Here is an 18791-nt window from a genome sequence, read left to right as displayed (position 1 = left end):
AGTTTAAAGAGCTCAGCTATCGCGCCGGTTGCCGAACAGGTTGTGCGCATGACCGCCCGAGGCCGGCAGCACGACGGACATCACCGTGCCCCGACCGGGCCGTGACCGCAGCCGAACCCTCGCTTCCTGCAGATCGGCCAGCCGCTGCACCGTGGCCAGCCCGAGTCCCAGGCCGCATTCGTGCGCGGCTGGCCGCTCGGGGGAGTCGATCCTGTAGAACGCCTCGAAGACGCGTGCCTGATGCTGCGCAGGAATGCCGATGCCGGTGTCGCAGACATCGATGCGAATGCCTTCCCGATGCCGCCGCGCACCCACGAGCACGCCACCATGGGGGCGAGATCTGCAGGAGCTGCCCGATGGCGTCGAAGCTGAGGCCCTTGGCCGTGAGGCGCAGCAGTTCCGTCTCTCGCGGCGTCAGCACCGCATCCCGCGGGCTCTCGTTGCGCGGAGGGCTCGTGGCCGTGCGCATGCGCGCCAGGATGCGGCGCGCGATGCCCGGGCTGATGGGTGAACCGCCTGCGTGCAGCTCATGGATGCTGGTGGCGATGCGGTCCGCGCCCGCGTCCTTGAGCAGGTAGCCGGTCGCACCGGCTTCCAGCGCGGCGATCACATGCTGGTCGTCGCCGAACATGGTCACCACGAGCACGTCGCATGCGGGGTGGTGAATGGCGATGTGGCGGATCAGCTCGGTGCCATCCATGTCCGGCAGGCCGAGGTCGAGCAGCAGTACGTCCGGAGGCTGGGCCGCCAGCAGCGCCATCGCCGCGGCACCGGTCGATACCGATGCCGTCAGTGAAAGTCCTGGGTCGGCCAGCACGGCGGTGGAGAACCGGCGCATGAATTCCGGCTCGTCCTCGACTATCAGCACGCGGATTTTCATTCCCACTCCAGGCTGTTCGGGCGCAGTGTATGACTCCATTCTTTGCCGTCGTTCGCCGTCGATCCATAGCGCTTATGCGGTATCGCCATCCGGCGGCGCCCCGGTTATTTTCGGAGGAAGAGCCCGAAGGAGCCGTATGTACCGAGTTGACGATGTCCTGGAGCGTGCGCATTCGGCCTGTGGGCAGGGCACTGTCTACTGGCTCGGCGAGGGTGGGCGGTCCGCAGCCGCGGCATCGCCGACGAGCCCGTTGCCGGTCGGCCAGTTGTGGCCGACGCTTCCCGTGGCGCAGCAACACGCCCTGGAGCCATTGGCTCAGGCGGCGGGACTCGACGTGCACGATCCGGCGCTGGTGGTGCCCGCCTGCGACTGCTCGGGCTTCGTGTGCTGGGCGCTCGGCTTCGGCAGAAAGAGCGATCCGGCGCCTTACACGGATGCCGCCGGCTGGATCTACACCGACAGCATCTGGGCCGATGCCATGGGCGCCGGCGTGCGCTTCGAACGGCGAGCCCGGGCCACCCCGGGCGCTCTCGTCGTCTACCCGAAGGCGGGGAGCGGCGAGAACTACGGCCACGTGGGCCTTGTGATGGAAGCCGATGCCGATGGCCACGCCCGGCTGGTGGCGCACTGCTCGGCGGTCAATTTCAAGGTGGCGCCGTTCGACGCCATCAAGATCACCTCTCTGGAGATCTTCGAGCGGCAGCCGCGCAGCATCTATGCGTGGTGCCGCACGATCGTGGTCTGACTTGCTGTCCGCCCGGCGTGCTGCGGGAGTTCAATCAACTCAGGTGTCGCTCCATTTGCGAAGCAGGTTGTGATACGTCCCGGTCAGCGTGCGGCGGGCCGACTCGTCGGCGCCGCTCTGGTTGAGGCGCTGGATGGCGTTGTCCATGTCGAAGAGCAGCGCACGGTCGCCCGCGTCGCGCACGAGGCTCTGCACCCAGAAGAAGCACGCGAGCCGCACGCCGCGGGTGATGGGCGTTACCTGGTGCAGGCTGGTGGCGGGGTAGAGCACCATGTCGCCGGCCGCGAGCTTCACCGTCTGCATGCCGTGCGTGTCTTCCATCTGCAGCTCGCCGCCGTCGTAGCTGTCGGCCTCCGACAGGAAGATCGTGGCCGAGAGATCGGTGCGCAGCTTGCGGCCGGTGCGCGGGTCGATGCGCACGCCACCGTCCACGTGCAGGCCGAAGCGCATGCCCTCGCCGTAGCGGTTGAACATCGGCGGATACAGCAGGTTGGGCAGCGCGGCGCTGATGAAGGTGGGGTGCCGCTCCAGCGCGCTCGCCACGATGGACTGGCATTCGAACGCGACCTGCGAGCCTTCGTCGATCTGCTGGTTGAACTTGACCGGCGCGCCCTGGTGGCCCGCGGTGACGCGGCCATTGACCCATGCGTCGCCCGCGGCTTCGAGGCGCGAGCGGACCGCCGCGAGCGCCTCGCGGTCGAGGATGCCGGGAATGCAGACCAGCATGGCGTGTCTTTCTTTCCGATGCGCTTCGAGGCGCTTGCGAGGCCCCGTCAGAGCCGGTAGGTGAACGACAGCGTGGCGGCTCGGCCCGAGCCCGGCACCGCGCGGCCGCCGTCCGAGGGGATCAGCGCGTCGTAGTAGTGCCGGTTGGCCAGGTTGAACAGGTTCAGCCGGATGTCGTACTTCGGCTGATGGTAAGCCAGCATCGCGTCCAGCCGCACGTAGCCGCCGACCTGCACCAGGTCCGTGTTGTTGGCGAATCGCTTCGCGCTGTAGGTGGTGCCGCCGCCGATCTCCCACTCGGGTGTGATCGCGTAGGTGGCCCACAGGCTGGCCGCATCCTTCGGCGTGTTGGCGGGCACCTTGCCGAGCGTGCCCGGTGCGATGCCGTCGACGATGGTCGCGTCCAGGTGCGTGTAGGCACCGAAGAGCTGCAGCTTGTCGGTGACGCGGCCCGCGACGCCTGCGCGCGCGCCGTTCACGCGTACGGTGCCGGTCGCGCTGTAGGTGCCGTCGCTGTTCTGCGAGCGCGCGTTGGTCTGCGTGATCTGGAAGGCCGCGGCGGTCAGCGACAGATTGCCGTCGTTGAAGTCCCACTTGCCGCCGAGCTCGTAGGCCTTGTTCTTCTGCGGCGGCAGCGGCTGCGTGGCGCCGGTGGTGGCCACGAGCTGCTCGAGCGAGGGGTTGAACGAGGTGCTGTACGACACGTAGTACGACTGCTCGGGCGTGGGCTGCCAGATCGCGCCGGCGCGCACGCTGGTGAAGTCGACGGTCTGGCTCTCGGTGGCGAGCGTGGTCGCGGTCGGGATGGAGTTGTAGATGCGTGCGCTGTAGTGGTCCTGCCGTACGCCGGCCACCAGCTTCCACTGCGGGGTCAGCTCGATGGTGTCGTTCACGTAGCCAGCCACGGTGGTCGCGTGTGCGGTGGCCAGATTGCCGGGCAGCGAAGGCGCCGTGGCTGGCGTGTCGCCCTGGTAGGGCGCGAGCAGCGGCGAGCAGGTCGCGTAGCCGCTGGTGCCGCCGGCCGGGTTCAGCGCCACGCCCGCGCAGCTGCCGTTGCGGTAGTAGGCCTGGTTGGCGTAGGTGTCGTGGCCCAGTTCCAGGCCCGCGAGCAGCGTGTGCTTGATGGAGCCGGTGGCGAACTTCGTGTTGAGCTCGGTCAGGTTGAACAGAGACTTGTCGCGGATCCTGCGGTCATGGCTCTGCTGGCGCACCCACAGCGTGTCGAGCGGCAGCGTCGAGAACGCGGCCGCCGGCACGGCCGTGGTGCCAGTGGAAAAGGGCGTGAACACGCCCTTGGCCGACAGCGTGCCGATGCTCTGCGGCGCCGTCTCGCGCGCATCGGTGGTCACGTCGTTGTATTGCGTCTGGTTGCGGATCGAGGTATCGGGCGTGAGCTTGTGCTGCACCACCGCGCTGAAGGCCTGGATGTCGGAGATGGTGCGGTCGTCCTTGAAGCCGTAGGCCGTGTCGCGGTCGACCTTCACCGGATGGCCGTTCAGCGGCGGCAGGCCGTAGTCGGGCTGGTCGCGGTTGTGCTGCACCAGCGCCGAGAGCGTGACCTGCGTGGGCGTGTTGATGCCGAACTTCAGCGAGGCGTCGAGGCCGAAGTCCTTCAGCTTCGTCTGCTCCCGCGTGCTGGCGTCGCCTTGCTGGCCCATGGCCGCGATGCGGAAGGCCGAGGTGTCGGACATCGGACGGTTGACGTCGATGGTGGAGCGCACGAGGCCGGTGGTGCTCGCCGACACCGAGACCTCGCCAGAAGGCGTGAGCGAAGGCTTCTTGGTGACCTGGTTGATCACGCCGCCGGTGGAGCCGCGTCCGAACAGCATCGACGACGGCCCCATCAGCACCTCGACCGACTCTAGCGCGAAGGTGTCGCGGTAGTACTGGGCGCGATCGCGTGCGCCGTCGAGGTAGATGTCGGTGCGCGCCGAGAAGCCGTTGAGGTTGATGTTGGTGCCGATCTGCCCGCCTTCGGCGCCGCCGATCGTGAGGCCCGGCACATTGCGCAGCGCGCTCGCCAGCGAGGTCGCGCCCTGCGACTGCATCACTGCCTGGTTGATCACGGTGATGGACTGCGGCGCATCGCGCAGGTCGGCCGGCAGACGGCTCAGCGAGGACGCGTTGGCGCCGAAGCTGTCCTTATCCTGGGCGCCCTGGACCTGCACTTCACGCAGCGTGCCGGGGACCGAGGTGCCGGGAGCGGGGGAGGACTGGGTGGTCTGTTCCTGGCGTGGCGGCTGCTGTTGCTGCTGCTGCTGGGCGAAGGCGGCGGGAAGGGGAGAGGCGCACAGGCCGATCAGGGCAAGTGCGACCGGCGTGCGGCGACGCGAGGGAAGTGAGGTGCTGGTCATCGTCGAATCTCGGAAGGTGCGGACAAAAGCACCACCGGCCGGGATTCTGGCTGCGAATGACTCTCGTTTGTGGCTTGCTTGCCCCTGGTGTCTGGCTGAGGAGACAGCTCGCCTTCTTTACCGTGGAGGTCAGGTGGAAGACAGGTTTCCTGCCGTCGGCTTCAGGCCCGCCGTCTTCCGGGCGATCGACCCGGTTTCACTTCCAGGGCGTAGGCGCCGGCACCTCGCACACCGGCTCCACGTCGATGCTCTTGAAGTCCGCGGGCGAGACGATCTCCAGGTACTCCATGTCGGGCGAGTAGTCGAACAGGAAGTGGCGGATGCCCGGGCGCTGGTGCACCACGTCGCCGGCCTCGACCAGGGTTTCCTTGTCCTCGTACATGAAACGGGCCCAGCCCTTGACCATGATCACGATCTGGAAGTCCGCCTCATGGCGGTGCCAGCCGGTGCCCGTTTCCGGTGCCATGTTGGCCTTGACCAGATGCGCGATCACCTTGCCGTTGGTGGCCTCCGCCACGCCCAGGTCGCGATAGAGGAAGAAGTCACGCAAACCACCCGACACGAATTCGGTGTCACCGGGCTTCACGTGGGAGAACTGGGTGGCGGTACGGTCCAGCATGGGGCGCTCCTTCGCAGGTGGTGGGTGTTGCAGTGCAGCACGCATAAAGCGTTCCCGCGCAGGGCCGTGGACGAGCGGCTCAGCGGCTGGCGAAGCCGTCGGTCGCGCGCAGCAGCCGGTCGAGGATGCCGGGCTCCGAATAGGCATGCCCCGCACCTTCGATCAGGTGGAACTCCGCCTCTGGCCACGCCTTGTGCAGCGCCCAGGCGTAGCGCGCGGGGCAGGGCATGTCGTAGCGGCCGTGCACGATCACGCCGGGGATGCCGTGCAGCCGATGCGCGTCGCGCAGCAGCTGGCCTTCCTCCAGCCAGGCGTCGTGCACGAAGTAGTGGTTCTCCAGCCGTGCGAAGGCCAGTGCGAAATGATCTTCGGCGTGGGACTGGGCAAGCCCGGGGCTCGGCAGCAGTGTGATGGTCTCGGCCTCCCACACGCTCCAGGCGCGTGCCGCCTCGATCCGCACGACCGGGTCGTCACCGGTGAGCCGCTTGCGGTAGGCGGCGATCATGTCGCCGCGCTCGGCCTCGGGAATGGGCGCCTGGAACTTCTCCCACTTGTCGGGGAACATCTCCGACACGCCGAACTGGTAGTACCACTGGAGCTCCGCACGGGTCACGGTGTAGATGCCGCGCAGCACCAGTTCGCTCACGCGCTCGGGGTGCTTCTGGGCGTAGGCGAGGGCGAGCGTGGAGCCCCACGAGCCGCCGAACACCAGCCACTTGTCGACGCCGGCGCGCTCGCGCAGGCGCTCGATGTCGGCGACCAGGTGCCAGGTCGTGTTGGCTTCCAGGCCTGCATGCGGCAGCGAGCGGCCGCAGCCGCGCTGGTCGAACAGGGTCAGGTCGTAGCGCGCGGGATCGAACAGCCGGCGGTGCTCCGGCGAGATGCCGCCGCCGGGCCCGCCGTGCAGGAACACGGCCGGCTTGGCACCGGGCGTGCCGCAGCGCTCGTAGTAGATCTGGTGGCCGTCGCCGACGTCGAGCATGCCGCTTTCGTAGGGCTCGATCGGAGGATATGGCTGGCGCATTTCGGTCATCGGATGCTTCCTCTGTCTGTTCGTGATTGGGCGATGGGCAACATGGTCGCATGGCTCGAAGCATGACTTGACGGCCTCCCGGACCTTTTTGATACTCAACCGCATGGTTCAGTCAACAGCCCGACCCGACGCCGAAGCGCTCGACGCAGTCTTCGCTGCGCTTTCCGATTCCACCCGGCGCGCCGTGCTCGAAACCCTTGGCGAACGCACCCTCAGCGTGACCGAGCTGGCCGAGCCGCACGACATGTCCCTCACGGGGTTCATGAAGCACCTGCGCGTGCTGGAAGACGCCGGCCTCATCTCCCGCACGAAGGAGGGCCGCATCGTGCGCTGCGAACTCTCGCCCCGGCCCATGCAGGAGGCCGCCGTGTGGCTGTCGCGGTACGAGAAGTTCTGGAACGGGCGCCTCGATGCGCTCTCGCGCTTTCTCTATCACCAGGAGGAGACCGAATGGAGAAACCTTCCGCCGGCGACGCCGGACGCCCCTCGCTCACCCTCCGACGGCACTACCGCGTCTCGCCCGACAAGGTCTGGCGCGCGTGGACCGACCCGCAGGCGCTGAAGCTCTGGTTCGGGCCCGGGGAGATCGTTTCGGTGCCGATCGCCGAGGTCGACCTGCGCGTGGGCGGCCGCTTTCGCGTGGCGATGCTGGCTGACGACGGCGAGACGCACGACGTGAGCGGCACGTACCTCGAGGTCGTGCCCGAGCGCAAGCTGGTTTTCAGCTGGGCCTGGCACAGCACGCCGGAGCGCGAGTCGCGCGTCACGTTGCGCATCGAGCCCGATGCCGATGGCTGCGAGCTGGTGCTGATCCACGAGCAGTTCTTCGACCAAGCCGCACGCGATGCGCATGAGCACGGCTGGAGCGGCGCGCTCGTCAAGCTGCAGGGCTGGCTGAGCCCGGCGGCTGGCTGAAGCGGACCCGGGTGCCGCCGCATTGCCGCAGCGCCTTCCAAACCCCATACTGGGGTTCCCTCGACGCGATCACCGGAGCCTTCCATGAGCAATGAACTGCGCAAGAAGCTGCATGACCTGGCCGAACTCTGCGACAGCACGGCCGACCCGCAGACCAAGGCCATCATCGAGGCGATCCGGCTCCAGACGGCGGTGCTGAACGAGCGGCTCTTCGCCATCGAGCTTCAGGTGTCGGCCCTGTCCAAGCGCCTGGAGAGCACGACCGACTGAGAGGGGGAGCGCTTTGGCGGGATAATCCCGGCCATGAGCGGCAATACCTTCGGCAATCTTTTCGCGGTCACCAATTTCGGCGAGTCGCATGGCCCGGCCATCGGCTGCGTCATCGATGGCTGCCCCCCGGGCATGGAACTCAGCGAGGCGGACATCCAGGGCGACCTGGACCGTCGCCGCCCCGGTACCAGCCGCCACGTGACGCAGCGCAACGAGCCCGACACGGTACAGATCCTCTCCGGCGTGTACGAAGGCAAGACCACCGGCACACCCATCGCCCTGCTGATCCAGAACACCGACCAGCGCAGCAAGGACTACGGCCAGATCGCCCAGCAGTTCCGACCGGGCCACGCCGACTTCACCTACTTCAAGAAATACGGCATTCGCGACCCCCGCGGCGGCGGGCGCTCCTCGGCGCGGCTGACGGCGCCCATGGTCGCCGCCGGCGCGGTCGCCAAGAAGTGGCTGGCCGAGAAGTACGGCATGGTCTTTCGCGGCTGCATGACGCAGATCGGCGAGATCGCCATTCCCTTCGAGAGCTGGGACCACGTGCCGAACAACCCCTTCTTCGCCCCCATCGCCGACGTGAGCGCGCTCGAAGACTACATGGACCGCCTGCGCAAGGCGGGCGACTCGTGCGGCGCGCGCCTTCGCGTCACCGCCACGAGCGTGCCCGTGGGCCTGGGCGAGCCGCTCTTCGACAAGCTCGACGCCGAGATCGCCTACGCGATGATGGGCATCAATGCGGTGAAGGCGGTGGAGATCGGTGCCGGCTTCGACAGCGTCACCCAGCGCGGCACCACGCACGGCGACTCGATCACGCCCACCGGCTTCGTCACCAACAACGCGGGCGGCATCCTTGGCGGCATCAGCTCCGGGCAAGACCTGGAGGTGAGCATCGCGATCAAGCCCACCAGCTCGATCATCAGCCCGCGCCAGTCCATCGACATCCACAACAACCCCGTCGAGGTCGTCACCAAGGGCCGCCACGATCCTTGCGTGGGCATCCGTGCGACGCCGATCGCCGAAGCCATGCTGGCGCTGGTAGTGATCGAGCACGTGCTGCGCAATCGCGCGCAGTGCGGAGACGTGCCGCAGGCCACCCCCAGCGCGGGCAGCAAGACAGAAGCCGCGTCGCCGCAGGCGTCCTTCCTCTAGTGTCCGCCCCGCCACCAGTGGCCGCTGCCAAACGCGGCCACCTGCTGGCATTCGCTGGCCTGTCGGCCAGCTATTTCGCGCACATCGGTTTCTTCAACCCCTACCTGCCGCTGTGGCTGAAGGACCTGGGGCTGCCGATCTTCACCATCAGCCTGCTGGCCTCGGTGCAGTCGATCACGCGCGTGTTCGCGCCCTATGCCTGGGGCGCGCTCAGCGACCACACGGGGCAGCGCGTGAAGCTGCTGCGCTTCAGCGCGGCGGTGGCGCTGGCCAGCTCGTTCGGACTGTGGTGGAACGGTGGTGCCTGGTGGCTCGCGCTGGTGCTGCTCGTGATGTTCACCCACACCAGCTCGATGATGTCGCTCACCGAAGCAGCGATGGCGCAGCTTGTGGCCGGCGACTGGGGCCGCTACGGGCGCATCCGGCTGTGCGGTTCGGCCGGCTTCCTGCTCACGGTGTTCGTGGCTGGCGAGTGGTTCGACCGCTTCGGCATGAAGCACTTTCCGGCATGGGCGGCGGGCACGCTGGCCATCGTGCTGATCGCGACCATGAAGCTGCCCGACGTGCGCGAGCCTCCTGCGGCGCACGGCACCGTGCGGGAGCCCATCGGGCCGGTGCTGCGCAGCCGGGCGGTGCAGTGGTTCTTCGCGTCGCTCTTCTTCCAGGTGATGTCGCACTTCTCGGTGTATGCGTTCTTCTCGCTCTACCTCGACTCGATCGGCTACGGCAAGAGCACCATCGGGCTGCTGTGGGCGCTCTCCGTGGTCGCGGAGATCGTGTGGTTCTTCCTGCAGGGCAGGCTCATCGGCCTGATGCCGATGCCGCGCTGGATGCTGGTGTGCGGTATCGCAGCCGTGGCGCGGCTGGGGCTGACCGCCGGCCTGGGCGGATGGATCGCCGCGCTCATCGTGGCGCAGTGGCTTCATGCGCTGAGTTTCGCGGCACACCACACGACTTGCATCGCCATGGTGTCGCGTCGCTTTCCCGGTCACCTGCGCGGGCGAGGGCAGGCGCTGTTCACGGTCATCGGCTATGGATTCGGCGGCGTGCTCGGTGTTCTGCTCGGAGGCGCGGTCGCGCAGGCCGTTGGATATCGCACGATGTTCGCGGCTGCGGCCCTGCTGGCCGTGCTCGGCAGCGTGTGTGCATGGCGGGTGATGAAGCTGGATGGGATGGAGCGGGCGAGCAGGGTCTGATGGCTTTTTCTGCGACATCGGTGAAGTTCGCGCCGTGGCTGCAGCGCCGACCCCGGCGCAGCCGCTCACGGCACGCAGGCCCTCCTGCCGGCTTGCCTATTTCTTCTTGCCTGTCCTTCCCGCCTTCGCCACCTTGGGTGTCTTCGCAGCACCCTTGCCATTCTCCTTCTCGAAGATCTCGAAATACTCCGAAGCCAGCTTGCGCAGCGACCTCCCGATGTTCGCGTAGTCGTATTCGTTGAGGTTCGCAAGCGACACCCGCCCCGACGCGTGCTTGCCGCCGAAGCCGCGCCCCGGCAGCAGCACGATGCTGGTCTCCTCGGCGATGCGGAAGAGGGCTTCGTTCGGCTGCAGCTTCGTCACGATCCATTTGCCGAACTGTTCGCCATGCATCTGCGTGGCGATCTCCTGGAGGTCGAGCAGGTGGTAGTAGCTCACCGAATTGGGGTCCAGCTCCAGCGGGAGGCCGAGTTCCCGGTACAGCGCTTCCTTGCGGCGCAGGACGATGCGCTTCATCGACTTCTTGTAGGCCTCGGGTTCGTCCATCAGGCAGAACAGCGAGAACATCACCATCTGCGCCTGCACCGGCGTCGAGAGGCCTGCCGTGTGGTTCAGCGCCACGGTGCGGCTGTCGGCCACCAGCCGGTCTATGAACTTGAGCTTGCGCGGCTCGGTGGTGATGGAGCTGTAGCGCGCATCGAGTTCCTTCAGCTGCGCCTCGGGCAACTGCGCGATCTTGCGGTCGATGATGTTGTCCTCGTGCGTGGCCACCACGCCCATGCGCCAGCCGGTCGCGCCGAAATACTTGGAGAACGAGTACACCAGGATCGTGTTGTGCGGGCAGATCGCGAAGAGCGAGCGGAAGTCGTCGGCGAAGGTGCCGTACACGTCGTCGGTGAGGATGATGAGGTCGGGCCGCTGCTTCACGATGTCGGCGATGTAGCCCAGCACCTCGTCGCTGATCTTCACCGACGGCGGGTTGCTCGGGTTGCAAAGGAAGAAGGCCTTGACCTTCGGATCGAGCAGCTTCTGCAGCTCCTTCTTCGTGAACTGCCAGCCGTTTTCCGAAGGCGCGTCGATCAGCGCCTCGATCAGCTGGTAGTCGTTCAGGTGCGGGATCTCGATGTACGGCGTGAAGATCGGCATGCCCAGCGCGATGGTGTCGCCGGCGCGCAGCAGCAGGTTCTCGCGCAGGCTGTTGAACAGGTAGGTCATGGCGGCCGTGCCGCCTTCCACCGCGTACATGTCGAAGGTGCCCACGAAGGGGTGCGTGCCGATCATCTCCTGGTGGATGTACTTGCCCACGATGATCTCGCTCAGGCGCAGCATGCGGTCGGGCACCGGGTAGTTGCAGCCGAGGATGGCCTCGCACATCTCGTAGATGAAGTCGCCGGCCGACAGGCCCAGCTGGTCGCGCACGTACGACACGGCTGCCTCGATGAAGCGCACACCGGGTTCGCCCTCGTGCGCCTTGGTGAAGATCTCGAAGCGCGCCTCGATGCCCTCGCGCTGCGGGAAGCCGCCCACGCCCTCCATGTAGATGTAGGAGCGCTCGCTCTCGGTCATCGCGAAGAGGCCGAACTGGAAGAAGCCATGGCGCGGCGTGGTCGCCAGGAAGTTCGGATTGCCGCGGCCCGCATTCAGCATCAGCCGGTCGCTCTGCCGGGCCACCTGGATGAGCGCGTCCTTCAGTTCGAAGGGGCTCAGGCCGCCGAGTTTTTTCACGTCGCTGAAATCCATTGGATGCTCCTGTCTGAAGGGATGGATGGAAGGGAAACGGAGGAAGACGCGCCGTGCTCAAACGAGCGCGACGATCAGCGGCCCGAGCAGCGTGAGGAACACGTTCGCCAGCGCATAGGTGATGGCGAAGGGCACGGTGGGAATGGAGTTCTCGGCCTTGTCGAGCACCTCGCCGAAGGCCGGGTTGGCGCTGCGCGAGCCGCTCAGTGCGCCCGCGAAGATGGCCGTGTTGCCATAGCGCAGCACGTAGCGGCCGAACAGCATGGTCAGCAGCATCGGCACGATGGTCACGACCACTCCCACGCCGAAGATGGTCAGGCCCAGCTGCCTGATGGTCTGCACTGCCTGCAATCCCGAAGACAGGCCTACCACGACGACGAAGCCCGCGAGGCCCAGGTCCTTCAACAGTTGCACGGCGCTGGGAGGCAGGGCGCCGAAGGTCTGCCGCTTCGCGCGGTACCAGCCGAAGAGCAGGCCCGACAGCAGCGCGCCGCCGCCCGCGCCCAGCGTGAGCGGGATGCTGCCGATCTTCACGCTCAGCAGGCCGACCAGCAGCCCCACGACGAGGCCCGCGCCGAGATAGACGAAGTCCGTCTTCGCACTCGGCACGATCACGTCGCCGACGATGGCCGCCACGCGCTTCACGTCCTGCTCGGCGCCGAAGATCGACACCAGGTCGCCGCTCTGCACCACGGTGTCGGGCTTCATCGGCAGGACCTTGCCCATGCGGCTGATCTGCACCACGAAGATGCCGTGGCGCACGCCGCCTGCGGTGGCCTTGCGGATCTCGTCGACTGTCTTGCGGTCGAACTCCTTGTTGGTCAGCACGATCTCGCGCCTCTGCATGGTGAGCTCCATGCCGTCGACCGCGTAGACCTCCTTGCCCAGCAGCGGCGCACTGGCCACCACCGCGTCGCGCCGCCCGACGGCCAGCACGATATCGCCCTGGCGGAGCACGAGCTCGGGGCTCACCTCGACGAACTTGCCGTCGCGCTTCACCCGCTCGATGGTGATGGTGGTGGCCGGGTTGGCGTTCTCTATGTCGGCGATGGTGCGCTTCGGGTCGGCCACGAGCTCGTAGATGCGGCCCACCAGCGAAGGCGCGGCCTCCTGCTGCTCCGGACCCAGCACCTTCACGCCGGCCTGCTGCGCGGTCTCGGCCGCGATGGCGTCGTCGCGGATGGTGCGGACCATGAACTTCGGCAGGATGTTCACGCACACGATGATCGCGCCGAAGGAGCCGAACACGTAAGTCACCGCGTAGCCGATGGCGACGTTGGCCTGCAGCCGCGCGGTCTCGGCGGCATCGAGCCCGAGCTTGGCGATGGCGTCGCCGGCGGTGCCGATGATGGCCGACTGGGTGAGCCCGCCTGCGGCCACTCCCGCAGCCAGGCCCTTGTCCAGCTCGCAGAGCCTGGCCATGACCACCACGGTGGCCAGGCCGGTGGCAGCCATCACCGCGGCCAGGCCGGTGGCAGCCATCACCGCGGCCAGGATGATCTCCTTGACCGACTGCCTTCCCAGCGAGCTGAAGAACTGCGGCCCGCTCTCGAAGCCCACCGCGTAGATGAAGAGGGCGAACAGCACGGCCTTCACGCCGGCGTCCACCTGCACGCCGACCTGGCTCACCAGGACCGCCACCAGCAGCGAGCCGGCCACGCCGCCGAGCTGGAACTTGCCGAACTTGATCTTGCCGATCCAGTAGCCGACCGCCAGCGAGAGAAAGAGTGCCATCTCCGGCGACTTCTTGAAGAGTTCGTGCAGCCATTCCATGGGTCAGGTTCCTTTCGGTGTCTCGACTTCGTCCAGGGTCATCTCGCCGCGTGCGCCACCAGCCCGGCCAGGGCCACGATGAGCGGGCCCATCAGCGGCAGCACCACGTTGGAAATCGCATAGGTGATCGTGTAGCCCAGCAGCGGCGTTGCGTTGCCCGCGGCGTTCTGCACCGCGCTGAGTGCCGGTGTGCTGCATTGCTGGCCGGCGATGGCGCCGAGCAGCACGGGCGCTTCGAGCCTGAGCAGTTTGTGTCCGACGAACAGCGAGATGGTGGCGGGCACCAATGCGATGGCCACGCCGACCAGCGGCAGCGCGATGCCGAACTTCTTCACCAGCGCCAGCGCCTGCGGTCCGGAGGCGAGACCGACGCACGCGATGAAGGTGGCCAGGCCCAGGTCCTTCATCAGCGCAAGCGCCTCGGGCGGCACGCTCAGCCGGTGCGGATTCTTCGCCTGGTACCAGCCGAAGAGCAGGCCCGTGACCAGCGCTCCGCCGCCCGTGCCCAGCGAGAACGGAATGCCGCCGAGCCTGACGCTGAAGCCGCCGATGAACACGCCCAGCAGGATGCCCATGGCCGCGTAGCTGATGTTGCTGTGCGTGGATTCGACGACGCGGTCGCCGATCAGCGGCAGCGCCCGGGTCACGTCGAGCACCGGACCGTAGAGCTTGAGCACGTCGCCGCGGCGCAGTTTCACGTCTTGCAGCAGCGGCATGGCGTTGCCGTCCCGCTTCAGGCCGACGATCTGCACTCCGGGCGGAAGCGGGGCATGTTGCAGTTCGTGCAGTTCGCGGTCGAACCATTCGCGCCGGTTGATCACGACTTCGGTGGTCTCCACCACGGCATCGAAGGCGGTGGTGTTGGCGAATTCGCGGCCCAGCAGCTCGGCCACGTTCACGAGCACGCTGCGCCGTCCGATGGCGAGCACCTGGTCGAAGGGCTGCAGCCGCAGCGTGGGCTCGACGGTCAGGCTCTGTCCGCGCCGCACCACGCGCTCGATGCTGGCGCGCCCTGCGAAGATCGAATTCAGCTCTCCGACCGTTCGGCCCCGGCCCACGGTGACCAGGAACACGCGGCCGATCATTTCGGGCGTGGCGCTGGCGGCGTCGGGGTCGGAGTCGCCGCCGCCCATCGTCTTCCAGAGGCGGTCGGCCTCGGCGCGCAGGTCCACGCGCAGCAGCAGCGGAAAGACCTGGCTCGTGACCACCACGATCGCGATCAGCCCGAAGACGTAGGTGATGGAATAGGCGGTGACCACGTTGGCTTGCAGCTGCCGGATGTCTGCGAGCGACAGCGCCAGCCTGGAGATGGCGTCGGTCGCCGTGCCGACCACGGCCGACTCGGTGGCCGCGCCCGCCATCAGCCCTGCGGCGGTGCCCTGGTCGAGCGAGAGGAGGAAGGTGGCGCCGAGCACCAGCACGAGCACCGTCACGACTTCGACGAGGCACAGGAGCCCGATCCGCAGCCCTTTGGCGTCGAGATTGGCAAAGAACTGCGGCCCGCCCGCATAGCCGAGCGCGAAGATGAAAAGCATGAAGAACACGTTCTTCACGCTGTCGTCGACATGAATGCCGAGCTGACCGATGACGAGGGCGGCAATCAATGTGCCGCAGATGCCGCCAAGCTGAATGGGGCCGAAGCGGATCTGGCCTACCGCATGGCCAATGGCGAGCACGAGGAATAGCGCGATTTCAGGCTGGTTTCTGAGTATTTCCACCAGACCGCCGACCACGATCAGATCCTTTGCGCGGAATGTGCCGGCAGACGGGGCACGCCCTCAATTGCCTGTTGGTTGATTCGGGTGCCGCAATTAATTCGAATCTCAGCAGCGTGACTTTGAAAATGGCAGCCACGGATCGAAACTTTATGCCGATTTGGAGAATCGTCTATTTCTCGCATTGGTTCTTACGATAAACCAACACTTAGAATAATTGTGAAAATATGCGTCAGGGAGGCGGATATGCCGCTCAATTTGAAAACGATATTCGTACCTATTGAATTTCAATTAATCGGTTTGTGTTATCTGCAAGCCGAAGCGCCGCAATGAGCCGGCGCGTCAGCATCGAGACGCCCGCCGGCGAGGCGCTGCAGTTCCGCCAGCTGGTAGGCCGTGAAGCGCTGAGCCAGCTGTACGCCTTCGACATCGAGCTGCTGGGCAACAGCAATGCCATCGATCCGAAGAGTCTGCTCGGCAAGAGCTGCAACGTGGTGGTGGAAACCGAAGGCGGCGTGCGCTACCTGGGTGGCATCGCCACACGATTCGGACTGCAGCAGGAGGATTCGCGCCATTCCTTCTACCGCCTGCGCATTCGTCCCTGGCTGTGGCTGGCCACGCGGCGCAGCGACTTCCGCATCTTTCAGGGCAAGAGCGTGCCCGAGATCGTCATGGAAGTGCTCGGGCGCTACGGCCATCCCGTCGAGCAGAAGCTCAGCCGCGGCGACTACCGGCGCTGGGACTACTGCGTGCAGTACCACGAGAGCGACTTCGACTTCATCTCGCGCCTGTGCGAGCTCGAAGGCATCTACTACCACTTCCGGCACGAGGCCAGCCAGCAGGTGCTCGTGTTCGCCGACGACATCGCCAACTCCCACAGCCCGCTGCCCGGCGGCGAAGAGGTTCGCTATCACCCGCTGGAGAAATCCGGCATGGGCCAGCGCGAGCGCATCTATGCATGGGAGATCGCCGAGGAGGTGCGCTCGGGCCATCACTACAACGACGACTACGACTTCGAGAAGCCCAAGGCCGAGCTCTCGCACCTGCGGCAGATGCCTCCGGGGCACGACCACGATGCCTACGAGAACTACGAATGGCCCGGCGGCTTCGTGCAGCACGGCGACGGCGAGACCTATGCGCGCATCCGCAACGAAGAGCAGCTGAGCCAGCGCAGCCGCGCCACCGGCCGCGCCAACCTGCGCGAGCTGGCCACCGGCCACACCCTTCGGCTGACCGGCCATCCCAAGGCCGACCAGAACCAGCAGTACCTGCTCGTGGGCGTGAGCTACCACCTGCAGGAGAACCTGCAGGCCAGCGAAGGCGCGGAAGGCACCGAAGGCTCCGTGCAGCGTTTCGCCTTCGAGGCCCAGCCCACCAGCTATGCATGGCGGGCGCCGCGCACCACGCCCAAGCCGCGCACGCGGGGCCCGCAGACGGCGATGGTCGTGGGACCTTCGGGCGAGGAGATCTGGACCGACCAGTACGGCCGCATCAAGGTGCAGTTCCACTGGGACCGCCTGGGCCGGGACAACGAGAACTCCAGCTGCTGGCTGCGCGTGTCGACCGCGTGGGCCGGCGCCACCTTCGGCATGACCAGCGTACCGCGCGTCGGCATGGAGGTGATCGTCGACTTCCTCAACGGCGACCCCGACTACCCGATCGTGGTCGGCTGCGTGCACAACGCAGACACCATGCCGTCGTGGGAACTGCCCGGGCAGAAGCACCTGTCGGGCATTCGCAGCCGCGAACTCGGCGGCGGGCGCGGCAACCACCTCGTGCTGGACGACACCCAGGGCAAGATCCAGGCGCAGCTGCGCAGCGACCACCAGTCCAGCCAGCTGAGCGTGGGGCACATCGGTCGCATCGAGGACACCGCAGGGCGCAAGGAGCCGCGCGGACAGGGCTTCGAGCTGCGCACCGACGGGCATGGCGTGTTGCGCTCGGGCAAGGGTCTGCTGGTGACCACCGAGGCCCGGCCGAATGCCCAGGCACATGCCACCGACATGGGCGAGACCGTGGGCCGCCTCACGCAGGCCCGCGATATGCACGAAGGCCTGAGCGGGTTGGCGCAGGGCGCGCAGGCCCATGAAACGGGCGACCAGGACGAGGTCACCGCGAGCATCAAGGAGCAGAACGACGCCATCAAGGGCCAGGGCGGCAACCGCGATCAGGGCGAGTTCCCCGAGTTCCAGGAGTCGCACCTGACGCTGGCCAGCGCCAAGGGCCTGCAGACCGTGGCGCAGGGCTCGACGCATGTGGTGAGCGACGAGCACACCGCGCTCACCAGCGGCGGCCACACGAGCGTGAGCGCGGGCAAGAGCATGCTGGTGAGCGTGCAGAGCGCGATCCGCATGTTCGCCGCCAAGGCCGGCATGCGGCTCGTGGCGGCGGGCGCGGACATCGACATCAAGGCGCTGAAGGACAGCGTCAACGTGCTGGCCAAGCTCAACATCACGCAGACAGCCAACAAGATCACCATCCAGGCGAAGGAAGAAGTGGTGATCAACGGCGGCTCCAGCTACAGCCGCTGGAGTTCGGGCGGCATCGAGCACGGCACTGCCGGCACCTGGCGCGAGCACGCTGCGGTCCACAGCCTCGTGGGGCCGGCCAACGACGGCAAGCCCGCGCTGCCCAATCCGCAGCCGGTGCCCAAGGGGCAGCTCGACCTCTATCACCAGTACATCAAGCCGACCGGCGAAAAGCGCCAGGGCGTGGCACAGGGCGATTTCAACGTGGTCGATTCGGAAGGCGGCACGCATTCGGGCACCTTCGACCGCAACGGCTTCGCGACGGTATCGGGCCTGCCCATCGGCACCGCCAAGGTCACCTTCGGCAAGGACCCGCGCGACCCATGGGACGAGGGCAGCTACTACGGCACGCCCGAAGACTGGAAGGCGAAGGGCGCGACCGGCGCGGGTGCGGGCGGAGCGGGTGGCGGGGTGTCCGGTATCTCTGGCATCTCCGGCCTCATGGGCAACGCAGCCGGACTGACCGGTTCGGCAGGCGGTGCGGCAGGCGCTCTTGCGGGCGTCGCCGGCATGGGCAGCAAGGCGGCGAGCGCGCTGAACCAGGTCACCCAGGCGGCCGGTGTTGCGCAGCAGGCCGTGGGCGCGGCGCAGGCGATCCAGCAGGGTGGCGCCAAGGCGCTGCTCGGCCAGGCGAGCCAAGCGGCGACCGGCATGGCGATCCAGGCGGCCGGCGCCAAGCTCGGCCCGATGGGCGTGCCGATCACCGGCGTGATGAGCGGCATCGCTTCCGGCGGGATGAAGCAGCCAGGCATCGCCACCGCGGCTGCGAACCCCGTCGCCACAGGCCGGACGCCGGGCTTCGCGGGCTGACCCTCTCAGCGTCCCCAGTGGCCCGTGGGCCACCCAACCTGAAACGAGAGTTCGAGAGAAAAAGAAAAAATGGCAGAACAGGAGGCGGCCTCGAAGCCGCAGGCAACCGAGCGCGAACCGCAGACGGCGGTGGCGCCGCTGAACACGATCGTGAAGGAGGACGTCGCCGCTGCGAGCAAGGCGGTGGACGAGTGGCTGCGCTCGTTCAGCGGCGGCTACGTGACGCTGGAGCGGCTGACGATGGTGCTGGGCAGCATCCCGATCGTCGGCAACATCATGGCGCTGGTGGATGTGTTCCTGGACATCATCAACATCGTCGAGAAGAAGGC

16 protein-coding genes and 1 pseudogene are annotated in these 18791 nt (G+C 67.0%); 8 read left to right on the top strand and 9 right to left on the bottom strand.

Annotation, left to right across the window (positions count from 1 at the left end; all coding sequences use genetic code 11):
• Positions 1–12 precede the first annotated feature (12 nt).
• Together FHY06_RS35205 and FHY06_RS35200 are read right to left on the bottom strand one after the other, a co-directional pair.
• Entirely contained in the window at positions 13–315 is a 303-nt protein-coding gene (locus tag FHY06_RS35205; RefSeq protein WP_409327481.1) for a sensor histidine kinase, read from the bottom strand.
• Positions 316–544: 229 nt separating this feature from the next.
• Positions 545–880: pseudogene (locus tag FHY06_RS35200) on the bottom strand (response regulator); the annotation flags it as partial.
• A gap of 136 nt (positions 881–1016) precedes the next feature.
• On the opposite strand from FHY06_RS35200, the gene FHY06_RS32600 reads away from it, so the two are divergent.
• Positions 1017–1625, top strand: coding sequence for a CHAP domain-containing protein (locus FHY06_RS32600; RefSeq protein ID WP_184607480.1), 609 nt, complete (start codon positions 1017–1019; stop codon positions 1623–1625).
• Positions 1626–1664: 39 nt separating this feature from the next.
• Here the strand turns inward: FHY06_RS32600 and FHY06_RS32595 are convergent, their stop codons facing one another.
• The 4 genes from FHY06_RS32595 to pip all read right to left on the bottom strand — a co-directional run bounded on the left by FHY06_RS32595 (position 1665) and on the right by pip (position 6357).
• A complete protein-coding gene (locus FHY06_RS32595; RefSeq protein WP_184607479.1) occupies positions 1665–2351 on the bottom strand; it encodes a Fe2+-dependent dioxygenase in 687 nt (228 codons plus the stop codon).
• A gap of 47 nt (positions 2352–2398) precedes the next feature.
• Positions 2399–4705: a TonB-dependent receptor gene (locus FHY06_RS32590; RefSeq protein WP_184607478.1), complete on the bottom strand. Its 2307-nt coding sequence runs from the start codon at positions 4703–4705 to the stop codon at positions 2399–2401.
• Between the two features lie 196 nt (positions 4706–4901).
• Entirely contained in the window at positions 4902–5324 is a 423-nt protein-coding gene (locus FHY06_RS32585) for a cupin domain-containing protein (protein WP_019658636.1), read from the bottom strand.
• A 79-nt stretch (positions 5325–5403) separates the two neighbouring features.
• The gene (gene pip / locus FHY06_RS32580) at positions 5404–6357 is read right to left on the bottom strand and encodes a prolyl aminopeptidase (protein WP_184607477.1); all 954 of its coding nucleotides are present in this window, start codon (positions 6355–6357) and stop codon (positions 5404–5406) included.
• A gap of 103 nt (positions 6358–6460) precedes the next feature.
• Between pip and FHY06_RS32575 the strand changes: the two genes are divergently transcribed.
• The 5 genes from FHY06_RS32575 to FHY06_RS32555 all read left to right on the top strand — a co-directional run bounded on the left by FHY06_RS32575 (position 6461) and on the right by FHY06_RS32555 (position 9896).
• On the top strand, positions 6461–6919 hold the full coding sequence (locus FHY06_RS32575; protein WP_184607476.1) for an ArsR/SmtB family transcription factor: 459 nt from the start codon (positions 6461–6463) through the stop codon (positions 6917–6919).
• Positions 6808–7272: an SRPBCC family protein gene (locus FHY06_RS32570; RefSeq protein ID WP_132798466.1), complete on the top strand. Its 465-nt coding sequence runs from the start codon at positions 6808–6810 to the stop codon at positions 7270–7272. The genes FHY06_RS32575 and FHY06_RS32570 overlap by 112 nt, the downstream gene beginning before the upstream one ends.
• An 84-nt stretch (positions 7273–7356) precedes the next feature.
• Positions 7357–7542: a hypothetical protein gene (locus FHY06_RS32565; RefSeq protein WP_019658632.1), complete on the top strand. Its 186-nt coding sequence runs from the start codon at positions 7357–7359 to the stop codon at positions 7540–7542.
• Between the two features lie 33 nt (positions 7543–7575).
• Positions 7576–8700, top strand: a complete 1125-nt coding sequence (gene aroC / locus FHY06_RS32560; RefSeq protein WP_184607475.1) for a chorismate synthase — start codon at positions 7576–7578, stop codon at positions 8698–8700.
• A gap of 17 nt (positions 8701–8717) precedes the next feature.
• Complete coding sequence (locus FHY06_RS32555; protein ID WP_311733759.1) at positions 8718–9896, top strand: MFS transporter; 1179 nt, start codon at positions 8718–8720, stop codon at positions 9894–9896.
• A 96-nt stretch (positions 9897–9992) separates the two neighbouring features.
• Here the strand turns inward: FHY06_RS32555 and FHY06_RS32550 are convergent, their stop codons facing one another.
• Genes FHY06_RS32550 through aspT (FHY06_RS32540) form a run of 3 tightly spaced genes read right to left on the bottom strand, consistent with a single transcriptional unit; the run spans position 9993 to position 15085 of the window.
• Positions 9993–11636, bottom strand: a complete 1644-nt coding sequence (locus FHY06_RS32550; protein ID WP_184607473.1) for a bifunctional aspartate transaminase/aspartate 4-decarboxylase — start codon at positions 11634–11636, stop codon at positions 9993–9995.
• A 57-nt stretch (positions 11637–11693) separates the two neighbouring features.
• A complete protein-coding gene (aspT, locus tag FHY06_RS32545; RefSeq protein ID WP_184607472.1) occupies positions 11694–13409 on the bottom strand; it encodes an aspartate-alanine antiporter in 1716 nt (571 codons plus the stop codon).
• A gap of 38 nt (positions 13410–13447) precedes the next feature.
• A complete protein-coding gene (aspT, locus tag FHY06_RS32540) occupies positions 13448–15085 on the bottom strand; it encodes an aspartate-alanine antiporter (protein ID WP_311733761.1) in 1638 nt (545 codons plus the stop codon).
• A gap of 368 nt (positions 15086–15453) precedes the next feature.
• On the opposite strand from aspT (FHY06_RS32540), the gene FHY06_RS32535 reads away from it, so the two are divergent.
• The gene (locus FHY06_RS32535; RefSeq protein WP_184607470.1) at positions 15454–18462 is read left to right on the top strand and encodes a type VI secretion system Vgr family protein; all 3009 of its coding nucleotides are present in this window, start codon (positions 15454–15456) and stop codon (positions 18460–18462) included.
• A 69-nt stretch (positions 18463–18531) separates the two neighbouring features.
• Positions 18532–18791: hypothetical protein (locus FHY06_RS32530; protein WP_184607469.1), on the top strand; the 260-nt coding region annotated here is incomplete at its 3' end.

The organism is Variovorax atrisoli, assembly GCF_014195185.1.
In the GTDB taxonomy this organism is placed as follows: Bacteria; Pseudomonadota; Gammaproteobacteria; order Burkholderiales; family Burkholderiaceae_C; genus Variovorax; species Variovorax atrisoli.
Note: the sequence above shows the minus strand (reverse complement) of the source record. Positions and strands in the feature narration are given on the sequence as shown.